This window comes from Hyphomicrobium sp. D-2, assembly GCF_029872155.1.
Taxonomy (GTDB): domain Bacteria; phylum Pseudomonadota; class Alphaproteobacteria; order Rhizobiales; family Hyphomicrobiaceae; genus Hyphomicrobium_A.
Window position 1 is genome coordinate 102,649 of sequence record NZ_JARXLA010000001.1, and the last position, 22,883, is coordinate 125,531.

19 protein-coding genes and 1 pseudogene are annotated in these 22,883 nt (G+C 61.1%); 11 read left to right on the plus strand and 9 right to left on the minus strand.

What is annotated here, in order from left to right:
* Window positions 1–232 precede the first annotated feature (232 nt).
* Both QEZ49_RS00445 and QEZ49_RS00450 read left to right on the plus strand, forming a co-directional pair.
* Window positions 233–1,162 (plus strand): sulfite exporter TauE/SafE family protein, encoded by a 930-nt coding sequence (locus QEZ49_RS00445; protein ID WP_280383147.1) that lies wholly within the window; start codon window positions 233–235, stop codon window positions 1,160–1,162.
* Window positions 1,163–1,197: 35 nt separating this feature from the next.
* Window positions 1,198–2,022 carry a TIGR02186 family protein gene (locus tag QEZ49_RS00450; RefSeq protein WP_280383148.1) on the plus strand — a complete coding sequence of 275 codons (825 nt, stop codon included), beginning with the start codon at window positions 1,198–1,200 and terminating at the stop codon, window positions 2,020–2,022.
* Between the two features lie 48 nt (window positions 2,023–2,070).
* On the opposite strand, the gene pdeM is transcribed toward QEZ49_RS00450, so the two are convergent.
* Both pdeM and QEZ49_RS00460 read right to left on the minus strand, forming a co-directional pair.
* Window positions 2,071–2,793, minus strand: a complete 723-nt coding sequence (pdeM, locus tag QEZ49_RS00455; protein ID WP_280383150.1) for a ligase-associated DNA damage response endonuclease PdeM — start codon at window positions 2,791–2,793, stop codon at window positions 2,071–2,073.
* Between the two features lie 53 nt (window positions 2,794–2,846).
* A complete protein-coding gene (locus QEZ49_RS00460) occupies window positions 2,847–5,327 on the minus strand; it encodes a ligase-associated DNA damage response DEXH box helicase (protein ID WP_280383677.1) in 2,481 nt (826 codons plus the stop codon).
* A gap of 387 nt (window positions 5,328–5,714) precedes the next feature.
* Between QEZ49_RS00460 and QEZ49_RS00465 the strand changes: the two genes are divergently transcribed.
* Window positions 5,715–6,011 carry a DUF6460 domain-containing protein gene (locus QEZ49_RS00465; RefSeq protein WP_280383152.1) on the plus strand — a complete coding sequence of 99 codons (297 nt, stop codon included), beginning with the start codon at window positions 5,715–5,717 and terminating at the stop codon, window positions 6,009–6,011.
* Window positions 6,012–6,098: 87 nt separating this feature from the next.
* Here the strand turns inward: QEZ49_RS00465 and QEZ49_RS00470 are convergent, their stop codons facing one another.
* Window positions 6,099–7,190 (minus strand): quinone-dependent dihydroorotate dehydrogenase, encoded by a 1,092-nt coding sequence (locus tag QEZ49_RS00470; RefSeq protein ID WP_280383153.1) that lies wholly within the window; start codon window positions 7,188–7,190, stop codon window positions 6,099–6,101.
* A complete protein-coding gene (locus QEZ49_RS00475) occupies window positions 7,190–7,543 on the minus strand; it encodes a DUF952 domain-containing protein (RefSeq protein WP_280383155.1) in 354 nt (117 codons plus the stop codon). Before QEZ49_RS00475 ends, QEZ49_RS00470 begins: the two co-directional genes overlap by 1 nt.
* 304 nt (window positions 7,544–7,847) lie before the next feature.
* Here QEZ49_RS00475 and QEZ49_RS00480 point away from each other — a divergent pair, with 304 nt between their 5' ends.
* Both QEZ49_RS00480 and QEZ49_RS00485 read left to right on the plus strand, forming a co-directional pair.
* Window positions 7,848–8,210, plus strand: a complete 363-nt coding sequence (locus QEZ49_RS00480; RefSeq protein WP_280383157.1) for a DUF262 domain-containing protein — start codon at window positions 7,848–7,850, stop codon at window positions 8,208–8,210.
* 13 nt (window positions 8,211–8,223) lie between these two features.
* A complete protein-coding gene (locus QEZ49_RS00485) occupies window positions 8,224–9,606 on the plus strand; it encodes an HNH endonuclease family protein (RefSeq protein WP_280383159.1) in 1,383 nt (460 codons plus the stop codon).
* A gap of 110 nt (window positions 9,607–9,716) precedes the next feature.
* On the opposite strand, the pseudogene QEZ49_RS00490 reads toward QEZ49_RS00485, so the two are convergent.
* Window positions 9,717–11,362, minus strand: a pseudogene (locus tag QEZ49_RS00490) (lysine--tRNA ligase).
* Window positions 11,363–11,564: 202 nt separating this feature from the next.
* On the opposite strand from QEZ49_RS00490, the gene QEZ49_RS00495 reads away from it, so the two are divergent.
* From QEZ49_RS00495 to QEZ49_RS00505, 3 genes are all read left to right on the plus strand, one after another.
* Complete coding sequence (locus tag QEZ49_RS00495; RefSeq protein WP_280383161.1) at window positions 11,565–11,945, plus strand: Tellurite resistance protein TerB; 381 nt, start codon at window positions 11,565–11,567, stop codon at window positions 11,943–11,945.
* 467 nt (window positions 11,946–12,412) lie between these two features.
* Window positions 12,413–14,305: a GGDEF domain-containing protein gene (locus tag QEZ49_RS00500; protein WP_280383163.1), complete on the plus strand. Its 1,893-nt coding sequence runs from the start codon at window positions 12,413–12,415 to the stop codon at window positions 14,303–14,305.
* A 73-nt stretch (window positions 14,306–14,378) separates the two neighbouring features.
* Entirely contained in the window at window positions 14,379–14,903 is a 525-nt protein-coding gene (locus tag QEZ49_RS00505) for an SRPBCC family protein (protein ID WP_280383165.1), read from the plus strand.
* A gap of 168 nt (window positions 14,904–15,071) precedes the next feature.
* On the opposite strand, the gene QEZ49_RS00510 is transcribed toward QEZ49_RS00505, so the two are convergent.
* Window positions 15,072–15,743, minus strand: a complete 672-nt coding sequence (locus QEZ49_RS00510) for an alpha/beta family hydrolase (RefSeq protein ID WP_280383167.1) — start codon at window positions 15,741–15,743, stop codon at window positions 15,072–15,074.
* 163 nt (window positions 15,744–15,906) lie between these two features.
* Here QEZ49_RS00510 and mepA point away from each other — a divergent pair, with 163 nt between their 5' ends.
* On the plus strand, window positions 15,907–16,836 hold the full coding sequence (gene mepA / locus QEZ49_RS00515) for a penicillin-insensitive murein endopeptidase (RefSeq protein ID WP_280383168.1): 930 nt from the start codon (window positions 15,907–15,909) through the stop codon (window positions 16,834–16,836).
* 262 nt (window positions 16,837–17,098) lie between these two features.
* Here the strand turns inward: mepA and msrA are convergent, their stop codons facing one another.
* Window positions 17,099–17,761 carry a peptide-methionine (S)-S-oxide reductase MsrA gene (gene msrA, locus QEZ49_RS00520; protein WP_280383170.1) on the minus strand — a complete coding sequence of 221 codons (663 nt, stop codon included), beginning with the start codon at window positions 17,759–17,761 and terminating at the stop codon, window positions 17,099–17,101.
* A 157-nt stretch (window positions 17,762–17,918) separates the two neighbouring features.
* On the opposite strand from msrA, the gene QEZ49_RS00525 reads away from it, so the two are divergent.
* The gene (locus QEZ49_RS00525) at window positions 17,919–18,758 is read left to right on the plus strand and encodes a hypothetical protein (protein ID WP_280383171.1); all 840 of its coding nucleotides are present in this window, start codon (window positions 17,919–17,921) and stop codon (window positions 18,756–18,758) included.
* A 27-nt stretch (window positions 18,759–18,785) separates the two neighbouring features.
* On the opposite strand, the gene QEZ49_RS00530 is transcribed toward QEZ49_RS00525, so the two are convergent.
* Together QEZ49_RS00530 and QEZ49_RS00535 are read right to left on the minus strand one after the other, a co-directional pair.
* Complete coding sequence (locus tag QEZ49_RS00530) at window positions 18,786–19,100, minus strand: hypothetical protein (protein ID WP_280383173.1); 315 nt, start codon at window positions 19,098–19,100, stop codon at window positions 18,786–18,788.
* Window positions 19,101–19,183: 83 nt separating this feature from the next.
* A complete protein-coding gene (locus QEZ49_RS00535) occupies window positions 19,184–21,079 on the minus strand; it encodes a methylmalonyl-CoA mutase family protein (RefSeq protein ID WP_280383175.1) in 1,896 nt (631 codons plus the stop codon).
* A 281-nt stretch (window positions 21,080–21,360) separates the two neighbouring features.
* Between QEZ49_RS00535 and QEZ49_RS00540 the strand changes: the two genes are divergently transcribed.
* Window positions 21,361–22,857, plus strand: a complete 1,497-nt coding sequence (locus tag QEZ49_RS00540) for a helicase HerA-like domain-containing protein (RefSeq protein ID WP_280383177.1) — start codon at window positions 21,361–21,363, stop codon at window positions 22,855–22,857.
* Window positions 22,858–22,883: the final 26 nt, after the last annotated feature.

Sequence of the window (22,883 nt, forward strand, 5' to 3'; positions counted from 1 at the left end):
TGAGCCACCCTCGCGTTTCGAGGCAAAGTGCGGGGGCTTCAATCACAACAGATGCGCTGCGGACAACGTGGCGCATTTTTTGTTGGCGAAGCGCCTATTTTTACTTCCCTCGCGTATGCTGTAACGAACACCGTCGCTGCCTTGACATGCCAGCGGGGCAGAAGCATCAGGCAGCGGCAATCCCAGGGCGACCGATCCGGGCGCCGCAAAGGAAAATGCGCAAGCGAAGCGGATGAACATCTACCTGCCCATTGCCGAGATGTCCGTCAATGCAGCGCTCCTTCTGGGCCTGGGCGGAGCAGTCGGTTTTCTTTCGGGGCTGTTCGGCGTTGGCGGCGGATTTCTGCTAACCCCGCTGCTGATTTTCCTCGGTGTGCCGACGTCGGTTGCGGTCGGCACCGGCTCGATGCAGATCCTTGCGTCTTCCGTTTCAGGTGCGATGGCCCAGTACCGGCGTAACAACGTCGATGTGAAGATGGGCATGGTGCTGGTGGCGGGCGGCGTCGTCGGGTCGTTCATCGGCGTATCGCTGATGAGAATCCTGCGCCAGATGGGCCAGTTCGAGCTGTTCGTGTCGCTGTGCTACGTCACGTTCCTCGGCGCGGTGGGCGCGCTCATGCTGATTGAAAGCGTGGGCAGCATTCAACGGCAGCGCTCCGGCCAACCCGTGCCGACGCGTCAGACCGGCCAGCACAGCTGGGTGCACGGCCTGCCGTTCAAGATGCGCTTCCACCGCTCAAAGCTTTACATCAGCGCGGTGCCGCCAGCGATGATTGGCGCGTTCGTCGGCTTCATGGCGGCGATCATGGGCGTCGGCGGCGGCTTCGTGATGGTGCCCGCGATGATCTATCTGCTGCGCGTTCCCACCAGCGTGGTGATTGGCACGTCGCTGTTCCAGATCGTGTTCGTCATGGCGGTGACAACGCTGCTGCAGGCGATAGAGAATAAATCCGTCGATGTGGTGCTGGCGTTGATCCTCATCGTGGGCGGCGTTGTCGGCGCGCAGTTCGGCGCGGCAGCGGGCGGCAAGCTCAAGGGCGAGCAGCTACGCTTCATGCTGGCGGCGCTGGTGCTCCTGGTGTGTCTGCGCATCGCCTGGGATCTGATGGTGACGCCGGCGGAAATATTTTCCATCGGCCCTCTGATCGGGGGCACGCTATGATGCGGTCAGCGATCATCGCGGTGATGTGTCTTTGCATGGCACTTAACGCGGCGCGGTCATCGGCGCAGGAGGCAGAGGCCACACCGCCGCCCAACCTGCCGCCGCCGACAGTCGTGACGCCTCCGTTGCCGCCGATGGAAACGGTCGAGGCCGACATCTCAACCCGCAGTCTTGAAGTGACCACCGGCTTCACCGGGCACGAGATCGTCGTGTTTGGCGCCATCGACAACAGTCAGGCTCCCAAGGACGATGCCGGGAGCTACTATGACGTTGTTGTGGTGGTTGAGGGCACGCCGTTCCCGATCGTCGCACGCCGTAAAAGCGAAGTGGCCGGTGTGTGGATGAACACGTGGTCGATCACCTTCAATTCGGTGCCGAGCTATTATGCGATCGCGTCATCGAAGCCGATTGAGGAGATCGCGGGGCCGGCCGTTCTGGAGCGCCATGCCATCGGCTTCCGGCACATCAAGATGATGCCTGCGGGCAATAGCGGCGTCGGACTGAAGGATTCCCAACTGGCGGCGTTCCGTTCAGCGGTGATCCGGCTCAAGCATCGCCAGGATCTTTACGTGCTGGAGCCGGAAGGCGTCGACTTCGTGGGGCGCAGCCTGTTCCGCAGCACGATTGCGCTGCCCGCCAACATTCCGGTGGGGCCGCTGGTGGCGCGCACGTATCTGTTCCGCGACGGTGAAGTGGTGAGTGCGCATATCGCGCGCGTAACGCTGCACCGCGCCGGTATCGAGCGGCTGGTGCACAACTTCGCGTTCGTTTATCCGGCGAGCTATGGCCTGATCGCCGTGATCATCGCCGTATTGTCGGGTCTGCTGGCTTCGATGCTGTTCCGACGCAAAACGGCGTGAGGCGTTGGTTGCTGCGCCGCGCGATTTTGTTGTCGCAGCGGCGGCGGCTCAGTCCTCGCGCAGCAGTCGCGAAGCAACCGGATACAATCCTTCCTGACCCAACATCCACGCCTGCATGCCTTCCAGCCCGAACAGCGGCGCAAATGGCTCGGCCAGAATATTGAGACCACCGGCGTAGCTGCCGAACGCAGGCAACACCAGCCTGCGGCCATTGCCGACAAAGCATGGCCGCCGCAGCGTGTAACCGTGCATCGATATTTTCGCGGCGGGATGCAGATGGCCGGCGATCTCGTGAGTCATGTGTCCGGCGTGGGGTTCGTGCCGCAACGTGATGCCCTCAACGACAATGTCGCCGACAACGTGTCCGCCGAGACGCTCGGTGATGTGCGGATCGTGATTGCCCGTCACCCAGATCCACTCGCGGTCTTCCTGCATGATCTGCAGAATTTCCAGATCCTCAATGCCGATGCGCGTCGCAGCGTCAATATCGTGCAGGCTGTCGCCCAGAGCGATGACTGTCGCGGCGTCATAGCGATCAATGGCGGCGGCCAGTTTGTTCAGCGTCTCGCGCGTGTCATAGGGCGGCAGCAACTGGCCGCGGCGGGCATAGGACGAGCCCTTTTCCAGATGCAGATCGGCTACGATGAGGGCGTTCTCGGCAGGCCAGTAAAGTGCGCCCGACATGTCGGCGCGAAACAGCTTGCCGCAGATGGAGATTTCCTGATCCTGGTAATCGTCGAAGGCCAGCCGCTCGGGCTTCAGCTCCAGCATTCAGTTCCCTCTGCTTCCTCGTCGTCGCGCGCAGCAATTGATTGGCCCGGCGATCATTCCTGTTCGCTGGCGTAAAGGCCTGCCGCTTCACGCAACAGTTCCTCACGGGCAAAACCAGCCACAGCCTCGCGGCCGATTTCCAGCAGGATGGGCACCGAAAGCGGCGACACCCTGTCGAGCGGCTGGTGCTGTATCCTACCCTCGATCTGTCGCAGAAAATCCCCCAGTCGCGCAATATCCAGAAGGCCGGTTGCGGCATCTGACCATGTAGCCTCCAGGAGCACATGGTGCGGGTCGTGCCGCCGCAGCACATCATAGATCAGGTTGGTGGAAACCGCGATCTGGCGCCCGCTTTTTTCCCGGCCTGGATGCCGCCGCTCCACCAGCCCGGAGATAAGCGCGACATGGCGGAAGGTGCGCTTCATCAGATTGGATTCAGCCAGCCATGCATCGAGATCATCGCCCAGCATGTCCTGATCGAACAGTTCTTCGAGGCTGAGCTTGCCGTCGGCGACGAGGGCCGAAAGATCGCCGAGAGTCCACAGCGCCATGCCGTAATCGTTGGCGACGAAGCCGAGCGGCGATGCGCCGATGCGGTCCAGCCGCCGGGTCAGCAGCATGCCAAGCGTCTGATGCGCCAGCCGTCCCTCGAATGGATAGGTGACGAGATAGTGCAGGTTGCGCCGCTGGAATGTCTCGATCAGCAGTTCGTCGCGGCCGGGGATGGCCGAACGCTGCTGCTGCAGGCGCAGCCAGTCTTCCACCGATGTGGGCAGACGCGACCATGCGTTTTCGTCCGCCAGCATTACGCGCACCCGCTCCGCCAGATGCGTTGAGAGCGGAAACTTGCCGCTGTTGTAAGCGGGAATGATGGGCGAGCGCGCCGTGGCCCGCGTGACGTAGGCTTCGTTTTCGCCCATGCCTTCAAAGCGCAGCACCTCTCCCGCCAGAACGAACGCCTCTCCCGGGCGCAGCTGCTCGATGAAATATTCGTCCACCTCGCCCATCACGCGGCCGCCCATAAGCGTTGAGCGCGACGCGCTGCGCTTGCCGATCAGCCGAACCTTGATCAGCGGCTCGGCGACGATGGTGCCCGCGTTCATGCGATAGGCCTGCGCGAACCGCGGATGCGTCAGCCGCCACAATCCATCGGGTGTCGGTTTCAGCTTGGCGAAGCGCTCATAATTTTTGAGGGCATAGCCGCCGTCGGCAACAAAGCCGAGAACGCGGTCGAAGGTGGCGCGGCTCAGCCCGGCATAGGGCGACGCTGAGATAACTTCGGCGTAAAGGTCGTTGGCGTTGAATGGTCCGGTGCAGGCAACGCCCAAAATGTGCTGCGCCAGAACATCGAGCGCCCCGGGACGTGTGAAGGTTACATCCTGCGCACCAGCCTTCGCCGCCTCAACCGCCGCGCGGCACTCCAGCACCTCGAAGCGGTTGGATGGCACGAGTACAGCCTTCGAAGCTTCATCGAACCGATGGTTGGCGCGGCCGATGCGCTGGGCGAAGCGGCTTGCCCCCTTCGGCGCTCCGACGTGAATGACCAGATCGACATCGCCCCAGTCGATGCCCAGATCCAGCGTTGAGGTGGCGACGACGGCACGCAGTGCGCCGGATGCCATCGCTGCTTCCACGCGGCGCCGCTGTTCGGCATCCAGCGATCCATGGTGCAGCCCAATCGGCAGAGACTTTTCATTGTTGCGCCACAGGTCTTGAAACAGCAGCTCCGCCTGCCGCCGCGTATTCACGAACAGCAGGCTGAGGCGGTGCGCTTCAATCGCCTTGTAGATTTCTTCGATGGCGTAAAGGCTGGTGTGGCCGACGGTCGGAACGGTTTCGTCCAGTTCCAGAATTTCAATGTGCGGTTCGGCGCCGCCACCAACGTGAATGAGGTCCGCCAGCTCGATGTGCGATTGCGGCGACTTCTGCCCCACCAGAAAGGCGCGCAATTCCGTGGGGCGGGCAACCGTGGCCGATAGCCCGACGGTGCGCAGATCCGGATTGATGGCACGCAGGCGCGCGAGGTCCAGCGACAGCAGATCGCCGCGCTTGGTTGCGGCCAGCGCATGGATCTCATCCAGAATAACGGTGTCGAGACCGGCGAACAGCGCGTCGCTGTCGGGATGGCTCAGCAGCAGCGCAAGCTGCTCCGGCGTCGTCATAAGAATGTGTGGCGGCGCGCGGCGTTGGCGGGCCTTGCGTGCAATGGAGGTATCGCCGGTGCGTGTTTCGGTGCGGATCGGCAGGCTCATTTCCGCAATCGGTTGGGTGAGGTTGCGCGCAACGTCCTCCGCCAGTGCCTTCAGCGGCGAGATGTAAAGCGTGTGCAGGCCCGGAGCCCTGTTGCCGCGTCGTCCGCCCTTAGCAGCCAGATCGATGAGGCTGGGCAGAAACCCGGCCAGCGTTTTGCCGGCTCCGGTGGGGGCGATCAACAGGCTGGAACGGCGGTCCCGCGCGGCTTCCAACAATGCCAGCTGGTGGGCGCGCGGTGTCCAACCACGGTTCGCAAACCAGCCGGCAAACGGTTCCGGCAGCTCTACGGGTGGGGCTGCGGCTGGGGATGCAGGCTTTGCAGTGCCGGCCGCTTCAGCCTCGTTCTTGGTCCGAAGCTTGGCGCGCTGAGGTGCGGACGCCGCCACGCGCCCGCGCGTCAAAGGCTTGGCGCGGGATCGAGGGGCAGAGGCGGGCTTTGCGGCGGACGGCATCCAAACTCAGGTACGTTGGTTAAATGGCGCTGTCGAAATGGACCGGCAACTATGTTAGATCCGTTTCGCTTCGCCTGAGGTATTCAGGCCTTGGGGCTTAGATGGTGGTTCGGTGCGCCAACCGCCATCCCGCAAGGCAAACCACGATCCCGCAAGGGAAGACACAATTAACGCGCCGGAATATTTGCCAGGCCGCGCAACGGGAGATTGACCAGCATGGATCGCGAGACATTCCTTGGGGGCAGCGTAGCGGGCGTCATCATCCGTCTGGTGCTGCTGTCCGTCGTGGTCGGCGTCATCCTCTCGGCGCTGGGAATAACGCCCGACAACATCTTTGAGCGTATCAACGTTCTGCTGCAACGCATCTACGATCTCGGCTTCGGCGCGATAGATTCGCTGCTTGGCTACTTTATCCTTGGCGCCATCGTGGTGGTGCCGATCTGGTTCATTTCACGCCTGCTTAAAACCGCAGGCAAGTCAGACGGAACGCCCCGGGATGGCGGGCAGGCTTGAGGCCGCAGCGCCAGTTGCGCAGGTTGGGTTGAACGGCCTTCGCACAGGCCGCGTCCCGATCCTTTGCACGATAGAGTAGGAATGCCGCTAGCCCTCCAGCGGCTTTGCGGCCCATTCGGCGGAACGACGTCCGGTGAGTTGCGAGACCGACGCCGCGCCAGCACGTTTGGCGGCAGCCGCGAGCGTACGCTTGATGTCGCCGATCAGCGCCGGTCCTTCATAGATCATGCCGGTATAAAGCTGCAGCAGCGTAGCGCCCGCTTCGATCTTTGCGAGCGCAGCTTCACCGCTGTCGATGCCGCCGATGCCGATCAGCGGAATGGCGCCGCCGGTGATCTGATGCACGCGCGCCAGCATCACCGTTGCGCGGTGAAACACCGGACGTCCCGATAGTCCACCGGCTTCGCGTGCATTGGCATCGCGCAGCCCGGCGCGAGCTAGCGTTGTGTTCGAAACCGCGATGCCATCGACACCCAGCGTGACGAGCGGCGCTATGACCGCTTCAAGATCGCCTTCAGGAATATCAGGCGCCAACTTTACGATCAGCGGACGCTTAGCTTTGCCCGCGCGCATTTGTTCGGCGCGTGCATCCATAACGCGTTGCACAAGATCGCTCAGCGCGGCCGGATCTTGCAGATCGCGCAGGCCCGGCGTGTTGGGCGATGAAATGTTGATCGTAAAATAGCTCGCGACATCATAGAATGTGCTGATGCCGCGCACATAGTCGGCAATGCGATCGCTGGAATCCTTGTTGGCGCCGATGTTGACGCCGACAACGCCGCGATTTGGCTGACGCTTGAGGCGCTCCAGCGCTGCCGCATGGCCACCGTTGTTGAACCCTAAGCGATTGATGACGCCGCGATCCTCAAGCAGACGAAACACGCGCGGCTTTGGATTGCCCGGCTGCGGCAGCGGCGTGACAGTGCCGATTTCCGAGAAGCCGCATCCAAGACGCAGCAGCGCATCCGGCACGCGCGCATCCTTGTCGAACCCCGCCGCGATGCCGATCGGATTGGGTACGCTAAGCCCTGCGAAGTTAGTCGCCAGCACAGGGTCATCCGGTGTATGCGAGGTGGGAAACGCACCAAATTCAAGCGCTTTCAGCGTCACTTCATGCGCTTCTTCCGGAGCAAGCAGGCGCAGCGCTCTGGGCGTCAGCTCGAACAGTTTTTTCAGCATTACAAAAAGCCTTCTGGAAGCGAGGGAATTTCTCCCTCCAGCTTCAGCTCGTCCGCAGATATGGCATGGCGGGTGGGAAGCGGTGCGTAAAGATGGGGAAACAGCGCGCCGCCGCGCGATGGCTCCCACTTTAGTGCATCGCCCAGGTCATCGACATCAAACCGAACAAGCAGCAGATCGCTTTGCCCGCGATAGTGTTTGGCCAATGTTCCGGGCAACTGATCACGCAACGAAAAATGTATGAAGCCGTCGCGCAGGTCGTCGGCCGATCCAGTATAGACACCATCGTTGCAGGCCGCTTGCCATGCATCGCGCGGAACAACCTTGAAGATGTATTTGGTGTCTGTGTGCATCTGCTTGCGCTGCTTTATCGTTGCCTGTGAACGTGTTTGATCAGAGTGGAGGCTGCACGTCTAACACAGGCGATACCGGCGTCGCAGTCTCCGGTCGTCAACACTGCGTAGTGAAGCCAACACGCAGCGACACATTTATTGCATCTCATCTGTTGTACGGCCCGCAGGCGTGATAGACCTCGAAGGTCTTGCGCTTAGGCTCCCCCGGCATCTGCGCGAGTAAGCAAAACGACACGACAGTTTATCAGCTCCTGTCGCCTTTAGCGTCAGGCCAGTAGAACATCAAAAACAAAAAAGCGGCTCTATGTTCCCCGGTCTTCCAACAGCGTCCCTGACCCTAACGGATTTGTTCTCTTCGCCGTTTCATTTTTCGGTGCCTGCTTTCCAGCGCCCGTATTCCTGGACGACCGGTGAGGCGGGGCAACTGCTGGAGGACATTCTTACCGCTGCCGGTCTGGCTGGTCGCGCGGGTTGGGAAGAGCCCGACTACTTTCTGGGCACAATCCTTCTGCTCGACAATGCCGATCGCGGCTTGCCGAAGGAGCGCGAGCGCAGAGCGCGGCTGTTCGAGATCATCGATGGTCAGCAGCGGCTTGTGACGCTTGCAATTCTTGTGGCCGTAGCTGCGCGACCTGGGAACAGAGCGCTGGCGTTGGGGTGCGCGTAATCGGCTCGACCACATGGTATTGGCCGATGGGCTCGCTTCGCCGTTGCATAGCGGGAAGTTCCGCATTGAGCTAAGCGCGCGGGAACAGGAGTTCCTGGAGAATTATATTCAGGTGCGCGGTGCGTGCACGGTCGTCCCGCCGGAAGACACCCTCGCCGAAGCGGAGGAGCGTCTGCTCGCGGTCCGCGATTATTTCATGCGCGAGGTGTCATCCCTCAATGAAGCCGACCGCCGCAGTCTGGCGGACTATCTGTGCGGGCAGTGCCATTTCGTAGTTGTGCTCACCCGCGATATCGATCGGGCGCACCGTTTGTTCACGGTGTTGAACGAGCGCGGCCGTGCGCTGCAGCGCAACGACATCCTGAAGGTTGAAATACTGAAGGGTGTGCCGCAGCAAGGCATGGAAGCGGCCAATGAAAAATGGGAAACGGCCGCAGCGTTGCTCGGTCCGCACTTCGAGACGCTGTTCAGTCATATCTTCACGATCTACGGCCGCGAGGACGCGAAGATCATCGCCGGCGTACGTCGCACGATCCGGGATGTGGGTGGCGCCGAAACGTTCTTGAATGACGTGCTGGCACCGCTATCGAAAGCCTACGATACAGTTCTGCGCGCTACCGACGTGAACCTGAATATCGACGCCGAGGTGCGCCGCTATCTCGTTTATCTCGGTCGCTTGCCAGAAGGTGATTGGGCGCCTGCCGCCATTCTGACGCTAAGCCAATACGCCGATGATCCGAGGCGCGCGGCACAACTGCTGAAGGAAATTGACCGGCTGGTGCATCTGATGCGCGTGTTGTGTCTGGGCACGGGCAAGCGCATCCGCCGGATGAGCGCCGTGCTTCAAATCATCAAGTCCGGCGAGCCGATTGATCCTCAGCGCGGGCCGTTTGCCATCAGCCGCGACGAGATGCGCAACATCGGCTACCATCTGCGCTCGATGTATCGCCGTGATGCGCAGGTCTGCAAGCAACTGTTGCTGCGCCTCAACGATGAGTTGACGCGCTCGGCCACGGTGCTAGATCCGCGCGATTACAGTGTCGAGCATGTGCTGCCGCAACGGCCCGGCGCCTCAAGCGAATGGCGGCGCTGGTTTGCTGATGCGGAAGAGCGCGAGGCGTGCACCGACAGTCTCGGCAATCTCGTGGCCGTATCGCAGAAACAGAACGACCGCGCACGTAATCAGGAATTCGACCGTAAGCAGGAGATCTACCGCGGCTCGGTCAACGATCCTCCGGTGTTGCCGATTACGCGCGATGCCGCTGAGGCAGCCACGTGGCGCGCCGAGGATATCCGCGCCCGTGAGGCGAAGTTGCTTGGCCTGATGCGCGACATGTGGGGCATCGATGTGCAGGGAATGTCGCAACCGGCACCCGTGCGCAGCGTCGTCGCCTGACGCGGATATCACACCACGCTGAAAGCCGTGCCGCCACCGAGGGAGGCATGGCTATTCAGGTCATGAACTGGACCCGTCTTGCAGGCCCAGCTTCGAAGAAGGGTTCGCCATCAGGCGAGTAGTTCGCCCTTCAACGCCTTATCGATCAGCGCGCGCGTTTCACTGATGCCGTAAACCTGCACGAAGCTACCGAAGCGCGGGCCCTTCTCTTCGCCCAGAAGCACCTGATAGATCGCGCCGAACCATGCGTTCGAGACGCCCGGCCGCTCCGGCGTTGCATTCTTGGCGTTGAAGTCCTGATAGCGCGGGATGGCGCGGCCAACGTCATAGATGACCGCTTGCAGATCTTCTGCGGATGCAGCGGGATCGGTGTTGGCCAGAGCTTCAGAAAGCGCGCGCAGGGCTTCAACTTCAACTTCGTCGGCCGGGCGATACTTCTTCTGCGGCTTCACGAAGTCGGTGTAGTAGCGCACTGCGTATCCGGCGAGCTGATCGAGCAGCGGATGTGTCTCCGGGCTGACCCCTTCGACATGCCGGCGAATGAATCCCCACAGCACTGCCTTGTCGTCGGCATTTGAGGCCGCAACGAGGTTCAGCAACAGCGCGAATGTCAGCGGCACATCGCCGGTCGGCGGGTTGCCGGAGTGAATGTGCCAAATGGCGTTATCAAGCCGCGCCTTGTCTTCCTGACGCGGATAGGCGGCCAGCAACTGCAGATATTCGTCAACCGCGCGCGGGATCACATCGAAGTACAGCCGCTTGGCCGACTTCGGCTTCTGATACATGAACAGCGACAGGCTTTCCGGACTGGCATAGCTCAGCCATTCGTCGATGGTCAGTCCGTTGCCCTTGGACTTTGAGATCTTTTCGCCGCGATCGTCGAGGAACAGCTCGTAGTTGAAGCCTTCCGGCGGTGTGCCGCCGAGGGCCTTGCAGATGCGCGAAGAAAGCTGAACGCTTTCGATCAGATCCTTGCCCGCCATTTCGTAGTCGACGCCGAGTGCGGTCCAGCGCAAAGCCCAATCGGCCTTCCACTGACACTTTACAGCGCCGCCGGTTACGGTGGTTTCAATCTTCTCGCCGCTGTCCGGATCGATGTAGACGATCGTGCCCCTCTTGGATCGCGCTCGATCATCGGCACTTGCAGCACCTTGCCGGAGGTGGGCGACACGGGCAGGAACGGCGAATAGGTGGCGCGGCGCTCCGGGCCGAGCGTCGGCAGGATGATATCCATGACCTTGTCATAGACCTCCAGCATACGCAGCAGCGTCTCGTCGAAGCGGCCCGACGTGTAGGCGTCGGTCGCGGACATGAACTCGTAGGAAAACCCGAACTGGTCGAGAAACGCGCGCAACATCGCGTTGTTAGGATGCGCAAAGCTCTCGAACTTGCCGAACGGATCGGGTACGCGCGTCAGCGGCCGTTCAAGCGCCGCGTGCAGCAACTCCTGATTGGGTACGTTGGTCGGCACTTTGCGCAGACCGTCCATATCGTCCGAGAAACAAATCAGGCGTGTCGGGCGCTTGCCCTCCGTCAGCATCTCGAAGGCATGGCGAACCATGCTGGTGCGCGCCACTTCGCCGAAGGTGCCGATGTGCGGCAACCCTGACGGGCCATACCCCGTCTCGAAAATGACCGTTTTGTCCGCACCGTCCTTGATCTTGTCGAGACGCGCGATCAGTCGACGGGCCTCTTCAAAGGGCCAGGCGCGCGCGTTTGCCAGAGCTGACGACAGGTCGGGGGAGGAAGCGGACATTGAGCAGCTATCTTTGGTTCGAGGATTGGGGAGGTCGTGAATTTTTCGTGCCGGGAACCTATGTTCCACGCGGTGTCGGCGTCAATGTCCCTGAGGCAAAGGGAGCCGCCCATTCTGTCTGCAGCATACGGCGGAGGATCATTTGAATAGCGACCGAACAAGTTCTGGGGTTCTGACGCCGCAGGAAGCACTGATATACGCGATGTTTGCCGCCGCCGCATCGGACAGAACGGTTTCTCAGCCGGAGCTGTTGCGCATCAATTCCATGGTCGCGGAGCTGCCGGCCTTTCGCGCTTTGAGTGGCGATTGGATGAGCCGGGAGGCCCAGGATTGCGGTCGGCTGCTTTCAAAGCCTGACGGCATGGGCAAGGTCGTTCAAATGATAGTTGCCGCGCTGTCCCCCGATCTTCGCGAAACAGCTTATGCATTGGCCGCTGAAGTGGCCGCCAGTGATCTGGCAATCAAGGATGGTGAAAGGGAGTTTCTAAAGCTACTGGAGGAGGCGCTGCAACTTGATGCGCTGCTTAAAGCTGCATTGGAAAAGGCCGCTCTGGTTCGCCATCGCAGCATTCCCGAAAATTAATTAAAGGCGTGATCGGAGATAATTAATTGGCGTTTTATAAGGCGATTTGGCACTGAAAATAACAGCTGTGCTTTTTTGTTGCACCGCAAATAAGGTTTTTGCACGTATATCGGCGGAGTTTGTAACCTATTTTTATCGCGCATTGGGTTCGAATTGCTTTAGCGCGGATGCGCGTCATACCAACTGCGGGGGCTTGGGCGATGGCCATGGGCCGATATGCTGCCGATATCCAACTTGCGCCTCACGCGCCGGTGGCATTGTTTGATGAGGCCGGAAGAATTCAAGGCTGGTCGCCAGCCTTCGCCGACCATTGCATCAGCATCATTCAAGACCTGAACCACTGCAGAGCCGGTGACGTTTGGCCGGAGCTAGCGGATCGATGGGATGAGATCTGGGCCAATAGCAATCTGGACCGGCACATCGCTGTTCTGGAGGTCGCGCCAAGATCCGTGTCGGGGTCCGGGGGCATGGCCGACGCGGTAAAGCTGGAGATCAGCCAGTTCATCGGTCCGGTCGGCCGGCTTGCGAAAGTGGAAGCGTGTAACTCGGCTGCTTCGCGGCTACACGTGCTTCAGCAAGAAATGTTGCAGGCGATGGCCAACGGCACCCAACTTGTGCCGGTGCTGGAAATGATGTGCCGCAAGGTTGAAGCGCTCGCGCCTGGCATCATCTGCAGCATTCTCGCGGTCGACGGTGGCAGTCAGCTCCGTCATCTGGCCAGTCCGGGGCTTCCTTTCCATTATTCAAAAGCTGTCGATGGCGCGCTCATCGGTCCGAAAGTGGGCTCCTGCGGCACCGCTGCCTTTCTCGGTGAAGCCGTAGAGGTTGCCGATATTGCAACTGACCCGCTGTGGGAGTTTTTCCGTCATCTGGCTTTGCCATTAGGCCTGCGTGCATGCTGGTCCCATCCGATCAAGAATAAAGCAGGCCGGGTGATTGGCGTGTTTGCGCTGTACTGCGTGGAAGCGCGTGGCCCCACACCGCTTGAGCGGCAGATCATTGCTTGCTGTCAGCAACTGGCGCTGATCGCGCTGGAGCAGGACGAGACGCGCACCCGCGCCTACGAGCATGCATTCACGGACGCGTTGACCAAGCTGCCCAACCTGGCGCGCATTCAGCAGAGATTAGCCGAGACGATCTCGATCATAGGCAACAGCGGCCAGTCGGTAGCATTGCTTTATATCGCGCTTGACCGCTTCCGGTCGATGAATGAGCAGTTCGGATACGGTGGCGGCGACGAACTGCTTCGCCTCGTTGCCGCGCGATTGCGTGAGCTTATACGCGACCAGGATGCTGTCGCGCGCGTTGGCGGCGATGAGTTTGCGGTCATTTTTGTCGGAGACATCAAACCGCTCGACGCTGCCCGGCGTGCCCGCGAGATCATAGATGCCGTCAGTGCGCCGGTGCTGCTGGACGGACGGCGAATTCAACTGAAGGCCAGCATTGGCATTGCATTCGGACAGGAGTCCATCAGCGCTGATGAAATGATCCGCGATGCCGCCAACGCCATGCAGCGCGTCAAGGCAACGGGCAGCGGCACATACTTCTTCCACGAGAAGGAAATCAACGCGCAGATGCACGCGCGCCACCGCGCCGAAACGGATCTGCGTCTGGCGATTGAGAGCGAGCAGCTCGAAGTTTATTATCAGCCGGTTTTCTGCCTGGAACGCGGCCATATCATCGGCGCCGAAGCGCTGGTGCGCTGGAACCATCCGACGCGGGGGATGGTGTCGCCGGCAGAGTTTATTCCTTTGGCCGAGCAGAGCGGGTTGATTGACGAAATCGGGGGCTGGGTTCTGCGCCGCGCGTGCAATCATGCCAAATCGTGGCGGGAAGATCTGCGGGTTGCGGTTAACCTGTCGCCAGCTCAGTTCGAAAACCCCGCACTCGCGCTAACGGTCGCGTCGATACTTGAACAGACGGGGCTTGAGCCATCCCGCCTGGAACTGGAAGTGACGGAGTCGGTGCTTCTGCGTGACAACGCGGTCAACATCGCAGTTCTGGATGAGTTGAGCGACCTGGGCGTTTCCATCGCCCTCGATGATTTTGGAACCGGCTATTCCTCGCTGAGCTATCTGCATCGATTTTCATTCGATCGCATCAAGATAGATCATTCGTTTGTGCGGGATATCACCCGCAATGGTGGCTCGCTCAAGATTGTGCGGGCCATCATCATGTTGGCGCACAGCCTTGGTTTGCATGTTACCGCCGAGGGTGTCGAAACCGACGAGCAGTTCGCGATCATGCGCGGTGAAGGTGCGCAGCATATTCAGGGCTTCTACATCGGCGCTCCGATGCCGGTCTCAGACTTTCTGGCAAGAGTTCAAAATCCCGAAACGCCCTTCATCTCTGCTGCCTGAGCGGTTAAAATGCTTCGTTCCGACGCGCGCGCCGGGGCGGAAAACGTGTGGGCTGATAGCCCGGGAGAACACCATGAAACTGCCAATTGCCGCTGCCCTTCTTTCCATCGCAATGCTGCCGTTCGCCGGTGGCGCGCAGGCGCATCACCTTACTTCCAAGGAGGATGTGGAAGTTAAGGTCGACAAGAACAAAAATGCTGAAGAGCGCAAGGCGCTGTGGGGCCAGTTCGGTGACTGGTGCGCGATTGCCGATTGGCATCCGGCGGTAAAGACCTGCGAAGAGATCAAAGAAGGCGATGACATTTTCCGCAAGCTCACTTTGCAGGATGGCGGCGTCATCAAGGAGAAGCTCATCGAGAAGGGCGATACCAGCTACACCTATGTCATCACCGAGAGCCCGCTGCCGGTGAAGAACTATCAGGCGCAGTTCTCGATCGTGCCCGATAATGACGATGCCGATGAGGTCAAGATCCTCTGGACTGCCAAGTACGACGCGGTCGATGGCAAGAAAGACGGTGAAGCCACCGATACCATCGACGGCATTTTCAAGGATGGTCTGAAGAGCATCAAAGCGAAGCTCGGCAAGAAGGCTGACTGATCTGCAATGGCATTGCCGTGCGTCCGCTGTGTTTCGCGGTACGCATCATTGCCAGTCCGCAGTATCCGCCGTTTTGGAGCGCCTCCGGCAGTGTTGCCGGAGGCGTTTTTCGTTTCAGTGGCGGAGCGGGCTTCCGACGCCAGTGCAGTGGCGGCATTGCACCACGTGTCAGCCACGCGTGGCAAAAGCTGCAACAGCATCCGCGGCGAGCGCCAGATTGCCTGCGCGCGTAAACCCGCTGCCCCGGCGCGGTGCGAAGTCATGGTCGCCGTCGGGAATCCAAACCATTTCGATTGCTTGCGAAAGGTCATAGCCCGCGTGCCCATCGGTGCCGGTCACCTCGGCGCGTGTACCGAACGGGTCGCGCTCTCCCTGCACAATCAACGTCGGGCACGTGATGTCGCGCAAATGGGCTGTACGCAGATTTTCCGGCTTTCCGGGCGGGTGAAACGGATATCCAAGACAGACTAGCCCGGATATCTGCTGCGACGCATACAGTTCCTGGGCAACCATGCTGGCAACGCGGCCGCCCATGGATTTGCCGCCAATGATCAGCCGCTGGTTCCCGTTTTTCAGTGCAGGTGTTTGATCGTGAAGCGCTTTGACAGCAAGCAGGTATTCCGTTGTCAGCCGATCGGCGCGGGGCGGCGGTTTGCGTTTGCCGCCATCGCGGCGCGCTGCCATATATTCGAACTCGAATCGCGATACCTGCAGGCCATGCTCGCAAAGCAGGTCGCTCACGGCGTTGAGATATGGGCTTGTCATTGGCGCGCCTGCGCCATGTGCCAGCAACACATGCGCGAAAGCTTTGTCAGAACCTGCGGTCAAAAAGTTGATCAAATCTGCTCGCCAATTGTTTTCCTGGGTTAACGAACGCTTCCAGTCGGAGGTCGCTTTTTAACGGTATGGAACTATTATGGCCTGAACCTTGCTAGGCCTGAACCTTGTTAAAGGGGGAGCTATGCAACGCACCCGTGCCCTTTGCCTGATCGGATCGCTGTGTTTGATCCCTTATTCTGCTACGGCGGAACCGCAAGCGGCAAAACCGCATGCTACCAAACCGGCAGCGGCGGCGAAGCCTGCGCCGGCCAAGTCAGCCATCAAGGCGCCAGTTCCCGTTGAGGCGCAACGGGCGGCGGTTGCCGTGCCCGTGCCGGAAAAGAAAAATCCTCCGCCGCTGGCCAAGGAGCTGTTCGGCAAGCCGAAAGTTGCCGCCGATCTCAGTCCGCGCGCCATTGGCTCGTATGCGAAGGGCTGCCTTTCCGGAGGTGTGCACCTTGCTGACAACGGCCCCAACTGGCAGGCGATGCGGCTGTCGCGCAATCGGGCCTGGGGGCATCCCAAATTGGTCAAGCTGCTGCAGCGCTTTGCCGGTGAAGTGAAACAGGACGGCTGGAACGGACTGCTCGTCGGCGACATCTCGCAGCCGCGTGGTGGCCCGATGCTGACCGGACACGCCAGCCATCAGATTGGTCTTGATGCCGATATCTGGCTTACGCCGATGCCGAACCGTGTGCTGACGCGCAAGGAGCGCGAGGAAATTTCAGCGACGTCGATGCTGGATAATACCAAGCTGGCTGTAAATCCCAAGGTGTTCACGGCTTCCCATGCTGCCGTGATCAAGCGCGCTGCCTCGTACCTATCGGTTGAACGCGTGTTCGTTCACCCCGCGATCAAAAAGTCACTGTGCGAAACAACCAAGGACGATCCCAATCGTGCGGTTTGGCTGGGCAAGGTGCGGCCGATCTGGGGCCACCATTATCACTTCCACATCCGCATCGGTTGTCCGAACGGTGGCTGCGAACCGCAGGTGCCGGTCAAGGGTGACGATGGATGCGGCGCTGAGGTGACAGGCTGGCTCAAGAAGGTTGAGGCTTCCCTGAAGCCGCCGCCTCCGCCAAAGCCGGGACCTGAAATGGGTGCCGCCGAGTGAGCGCCGCCGCATCACTCTCGACCAACTGCCACAGGAATGCCGGGTCGTGATTGAAAGCCCGGGGGTTCCGGTTGTTACGGAGGCAATGGCCGGCACCACGACCGGCGCAACCCCGCCGAAAAAGAAATAGCGGCGTACGATTTGCGGCCTGATCTGACTATAAAAAAGCCAGGGGAAGCCCTGGCTTTTGTTTTTTGCCTGACGCGTTGTTTCGAGCCGACATCGCGCGTCCGACACATCCCATCGCCGCCGCCGCGAGCAGTTATCCTTCGACGCTGACGCCGGTTGGCATTGGGCAGCTCACGCCCGTTCCACCCAGCCCGCAGTATCCCTGCGGCACCTTCGAGAGGTACTGCTGATGGTAGTCCTCGGCGAAAAAGAACTCCGGCGCCGGCAGAATTTCGGTCGTGATCTGGCCCAGCCGGTTCTGCGTCAGTGCCTGCTGATAGGCAGCTCTTGAGGCTTCGGCAGCCTGCCGTTGCGCTTCGGTGAACCAGTAAATCCCCGAGCGATACTGTGTGCCGATATCGTTGCCCTGCTGCATGCCCTGCGTGGGATTGTGGTTTTCCCAAAACGTCTTCAGCAGCGCCTCGTAGCGGATGAGCTTGGGGTCGTAGACGACCAGCACAACCTCGTTGTGGCCGGTCTGCCCGGAGCAGACTTCAGGATAGGTCGGGTTGGGCGTGTAGCCGCCAGCGTAGCCGACGGCGGTGATCCATATGCCGGTGCCCAGCGACCAGAACTTGCGTTCTGCGCCCCAGAAGCAGCCGATGCCAAACATCGCCATCTCAAGCCCGGCCGGATATGGCCCTTTGAGCGGGCGCGAGAAAATGTCGTGCGCATCGGCGGTGGGGATCGGTGCCGGGCGGCCCTTCAAAGCCGTTTCAGGCGTTGGCATCATCGGTTTTGGCTTGCGAAAAAGCATGTCTCCAATCCGGATCTGGTGTGGCTGTGGCACTGATATAGTATCGCGCCGGACCGATCGTCAGTGGTGGGCGAGGTCATGTTGTCGTGAAAATTGTTGCGTAAGCGCTGCTAGGGACTGCTGGAAGCGTCGGTGGTTGAGTTTTGAGGGGATGACAATGGCGGATGTAGCGGTCGTCGATGGGACGGCGCCCTCAGTGCCCGATAGCAACGGGCAGGTACACGAGCGCACCGTTTATGAGGCCACGCGTGGGCGCAAGCTGGCGTTCTGCCTTGTGTTCATTCTGCTGCTGCCGTTTTACCTCAGCCTGGCCCCGATGCTGTTCTGGCGCCTCTCCCAAGGCGTGTGGACCGGTACGTTCGGACTGTTGGTGCTGGCGGCCGGGTTCAGCGCCATCATGTTTCTGCTGCTGATCGAAGTGATGCATTCACTGCGCACGCGCATCGAACTGGGGCCGAAGTCGGTGAAGATGACGCTGCCCGCCGGACGTGGTCCGACGCCGATCGTGAAGTATCGCAACTTCGACATCCCCTACGACGATATCGAGGCGGTTGAAACGCGGCGTGAGATTTATGGCGGCTCGGTTGCACCGGTGTTGCTGCAGGGAGCGCGCATCATTCTGAAGGATCAGTCGGCGCTGCGCCTCGGCTACATCAACGAAGCCAACACAGATCCCTGCTTCCCCTATCCCGTGATCGCGGAACAGATCGCGCATCGCGCCGGGCTGGAGGTGCGCAATCGCGGCAATGTGCGCCGTTCAGTGCAGAAGAAGTTTCTAGGGCTCAATCGCGATTTCATCAGTGAAAGCGAAGGTGAGGTGCCGGAAACGGAAATCGCCGCGCTCAATGCAACGCATCGGCGCTGGGTGATGCGGACCATCGCATTGCTGCTGGGGATGGTTGTTGTCGGAATCGCGCTCGACATTGCCTTCCCGCCCAGCAGCGGACTGCCGCCCGCATTGACCAGCGTAACGAAGGCCATCATGGGCGGCTTCTAGAGCTGTGAAATTTTGCGCCAGCGGCGATCAGTTGATGTGAATGCGCAGCTCTTCGCGGCGGCGACCGAAGTAGCCGCAGAGCACTGCAAGGCTCGCAAACAGCAGCGACATCGGGAAGTTGAGGATGCTGGTCAGCACCGGGTCCCACACCCACGGCCGTGTCATGGCGGTGATATTGGCTTGCGTCGCAGCCAGTGAGGCGGGCGCCAGTTCCGACCAGTAGCTCATCACGCTGTGCGAGATGAACGGCGCATTGCCGTTAAGCGCCGGGGTCACGTCCGCTACGAACGCAACTACGGCGATGAGCGCAAACAGACTGGAAAGAAAGCGCAGGCTTGCCACGTATTTCCTCCGTGAGATGCGTAATCAGGGCGTGCGCCGAACCTATATCAGCTTCGCCCCGACTTTCCCCAATGGTCCTGTCTTCACCCGATGGTCTTGTGCAGACCGCCCAGCACTTCAACGGCATTCTGTCCGGCGAAGATGAAGTCATTGACGCCTGCAGCGCGCAATGCCGCTTCCAGCTCACCCGGCTTACCCGCCAGCAGAATTTGCTGAGCTCCTGCGGCCTTCAATGCCTTGGCGACAGCCTCGGCGTCGCGTGCGTAGACATCGTCGGATGAGCAGATGCAGGCGACGGTGGCGCCGGATGCCTTGAAATCGGCGGCAGCCTCGTCGGCGGACTTGTATCCTTCGCTGCTGGTGAGGCCCTCGATGCCACCGGCAGCGAGGAAGTTCCACATCCACTGCGAACGGCGATTGTGTTCGGCAATCTCGCCCAGGTTGGCCATGAACACGGCCTTGCGCTTGCCGGTGCTGGCCTCGAACGCATCGCCGGCATCGCGCAGCGCCTCAAAGGCTTCGCTGGTGCGGTGAGGGGCCAGCGGGCGGATAACGGCAGCGCCCGTCGCCTCAACCTGCGGATAGGGCGTAACCTTCACGCCATCGTTGCCGAGGAACGGGAACACCGACACGCCGGTCAGCTCCTGACGGCCGGTTGCGACAGCCTTGGTGCGGGCCTCGACCATCTTCGCGATGTCGTCCTGTAGTGCGCCGGAGTTGAGTACGGCGAGCAGTCCGCCCTTGGCCTCGATGTCCTGGAACAGGCCCCACGCCTTCTGCGCCAGATCGTTTGTCAGCTTTTCGACGTACCATGAGCCGCCGAGCGGATCGACGACACGGCCGAGCTGAGACTCTTCCTGCAGCACAAGCTGCGTGTTGCGCGCGATGCGGCGAGAGAACCGGTCCGGCAGGCCGAGCACCCAGGTGTAGGGCAGCACGGTGATGGCGTTGGCGCCGCCGAATGCAGCCGCCGCGCAGGCTGATGTGGTGCGCAGCATGTTCGTCCACGGGTCGCGCTTGGCCATCATGCGCGATGACGTGATCGCGGTGATGTGCAGGTCGGCAGCCGAGGCGCCGCTTGCCTCCGCGATGCGGGCGATGATGGTGCGGGCAGCGCGCACCTTGGCAGCATTCAGGAACAGGTCGGTATCGACTGACAGCGCGAACGCGATCTGCGGGAAGGCGTCGTTGGCAGAAACACCGGCGGCTTCAAACGCGCGCAGATAGGTGACAAGCGCTGCGGCAAGGAAGGCCAGTTCCTGCGCTTCGCTGGCGCCTGCTTCATGCGGCACGGTGGCATCGACCAGCACCGAGCTGATCGGGCGATCTGCCTGAGCTGCTTCCTGGGCGAACGCGACCGTTTCCGCCAGCGCGGTTTCAATCGGGGCCCAGGTCGAGCCGTAGCGGGCGAAGGTGCCGACGGGATCGACGTTGAGGCGCGAGACGGCCGTGCCGCCTTCTTCCTTTTTGATCGCAGCCAGTGCGCCGAGAAAATATTTCGCGGCCTCAAGGCCACCAATGCCGCCGACAAGCTGGATCGGCGCGTAATCGACATAGACGCCAGGCAGGCACGTCGCTGCATCGCCTACGCTGGTGATGCGGATGCCGTTTTGGCCCGGACCGGCGATCTGCAGCACGAGGCCGTTGGCGCCGCCATCCAGCTCATCCATTATGACCTTGTTGGCCGCAGCCGGATCGGCTTCCACGACGCGCTGGTGGATCTGCCATCCCAGATCCTGCGCGGACTCGGAGGTGCCACGGGTGAACGGGGCCCCGCCCGGCGCGATGCCATCGACGCCAGCCAGGGCGTCGGCGCGAGTGTAGATCGGATCGATCCGCAAACCGTCGGCGGTCTTGGCCACGAGGCGGCGCTCGTAATCGGCGCCTTTGAGCGCCTTGTCCACGAGTTGGCGCCACGTGTCGAACGATACCGGGTCGAATCCGGAAGCGAGGTCGATAGCGGCGGTCGTCTCGGTCATATCGGGTGGTCTCAGTCCTGACGTGGTGTTTCTGGCCGTTGCAGGGCATCGGCCGGCGATTTTGTGAACCTTCTATAGGCTTTCCAGCCCCGGATCACCTGCGGAATTTAGAATGCCTGCGGTGTCGCGTCGCTTCGGCGCGGTGAAGCATGGCCCTCAACCCACATACTTTTCCACCAGTCCGCCATGCAACTGCTGTTTGCAAAGGGTACTATCCCATGCCAAGAGCGAAATGAGCCCGTTTCTTCCGAGTCGCGCCACTATGGAGGCCAGAACCCGCTATGAGCCAATCGGTGCTGCAGGACGGCAAGATCTTTATCGGTAAAAGTATCAAGCCGGAGTATCTCGATCTCAGCCTGGCGAACCGGCACGGTCTGGTTACCGGCGCGACCGGCACCGGCAAAACCGTGACGCTGCAGGTGCTGGCGGAAGGTTTTTCGCGCGCCGGTGTGCCGGTGTTCGCGGCCGACATTAAGGGTGACCTTTCCGGCATCGGCGAAGTGGGCGAGCCGAAAGACTTCCTGCTCAAGCGCGCAGCTGAAGTGGGCCTCGATGACTACAAGAACAGCGCCAGCCCGGTGGTGTTCTGGGACGTGTTTGGCGCCAGCGGGCACCCGATCCGTGCCACGGTCGAGGATATGGGCCCGTTGCTGGTTTCGCGCATGCTCGACCTTAACGACGTGCAGGAGGGCGTGCTCAATATCGCTTTCCGCGTTGCGTCCGAGGAAGGTCTGCCGCTCATCAATCTGGGCGATCTGCGCGCCATCGTCACAAATGTCGGCTCACGCGCCAAGGAGCTTTCCGTCAAGTACGGCAACGTTGCCATCCAGTCCGCTGGCGCCATTCAGCGCCGCCTGCTTGTGCTTGAGGAGCAGGGTGCCGACCACTTCTTCGGCGAGCCGGAAATCGACATCTGGGATTTGATCCGCACCGGGCCGGACGGCAAGGGCGTGGTGAACATTCTGTCGGCCGACAAGCTGATGGAGCGTCCGCGGCTTTATGCAATCTTCCTGCTGTGGCTGCTGACCAAGCTGTGGCAGACGCTGCCGGAAGTGGGCGATCAGCCCAAGCCGCGGCTGGTGTTCTTCTTCGACGAAGCGCATCTTTTGTTCGATGACGCGCCCAAGGCACTAATGGAACGCATCGAGCAGATTGCGCGTCTGGTGCGCTCAAAGGGCGTCGGCGTCTATTTCATCACGCAGAACCCGATGGACGTGCCGAACTCCGTTTCGGCACAGCTCGGCAACCGCGTGCAGCATGCCCTGCGCGCATTCACGCCGCAGGAGCAGCGGGCCGTGCGCGCTGCCGCTGAAACCTTCCGCCGCAATCCTGAGCTCAATACCGAGCGCGTCATTCTGGAGCTGAAGGTGGGCGAGGCGCTTGTTTCCACGCTGGAAAACAAGGGTGAACCGTCAATCGTGCAGCGCACGCTCATCCGACCACCAGAGGGACGCATCGGCCCGGTTACAGACGCCGAGCGCCGCGCGCTGATGGCCGCCAGCCCGTTCAGCGGCAAGTATGACACGGTAAAAAATCGCGAAAGCGCTGAAGAAATGTTGGCCAAGCGCAATGCCGAGGCCACAGCGGCAAAGGAAGCCGATGCTTCCGGCGGTGGCGGTTGGCTCGACACCATCTTCGGTGGCGGGCGCGGACCAACCGGCCGCAAACGGCAAGGCATGGGCGAGATGATCGGGCGTGAAGTGCAGCGCTCGTTGGCGCGCACGGTCGCGTCGACGATCCGCAGCATCATCATGAAGAGCATCGGTATGAGGCGCTAACGCGCAGACTTCAGTCTGTTGCAGGA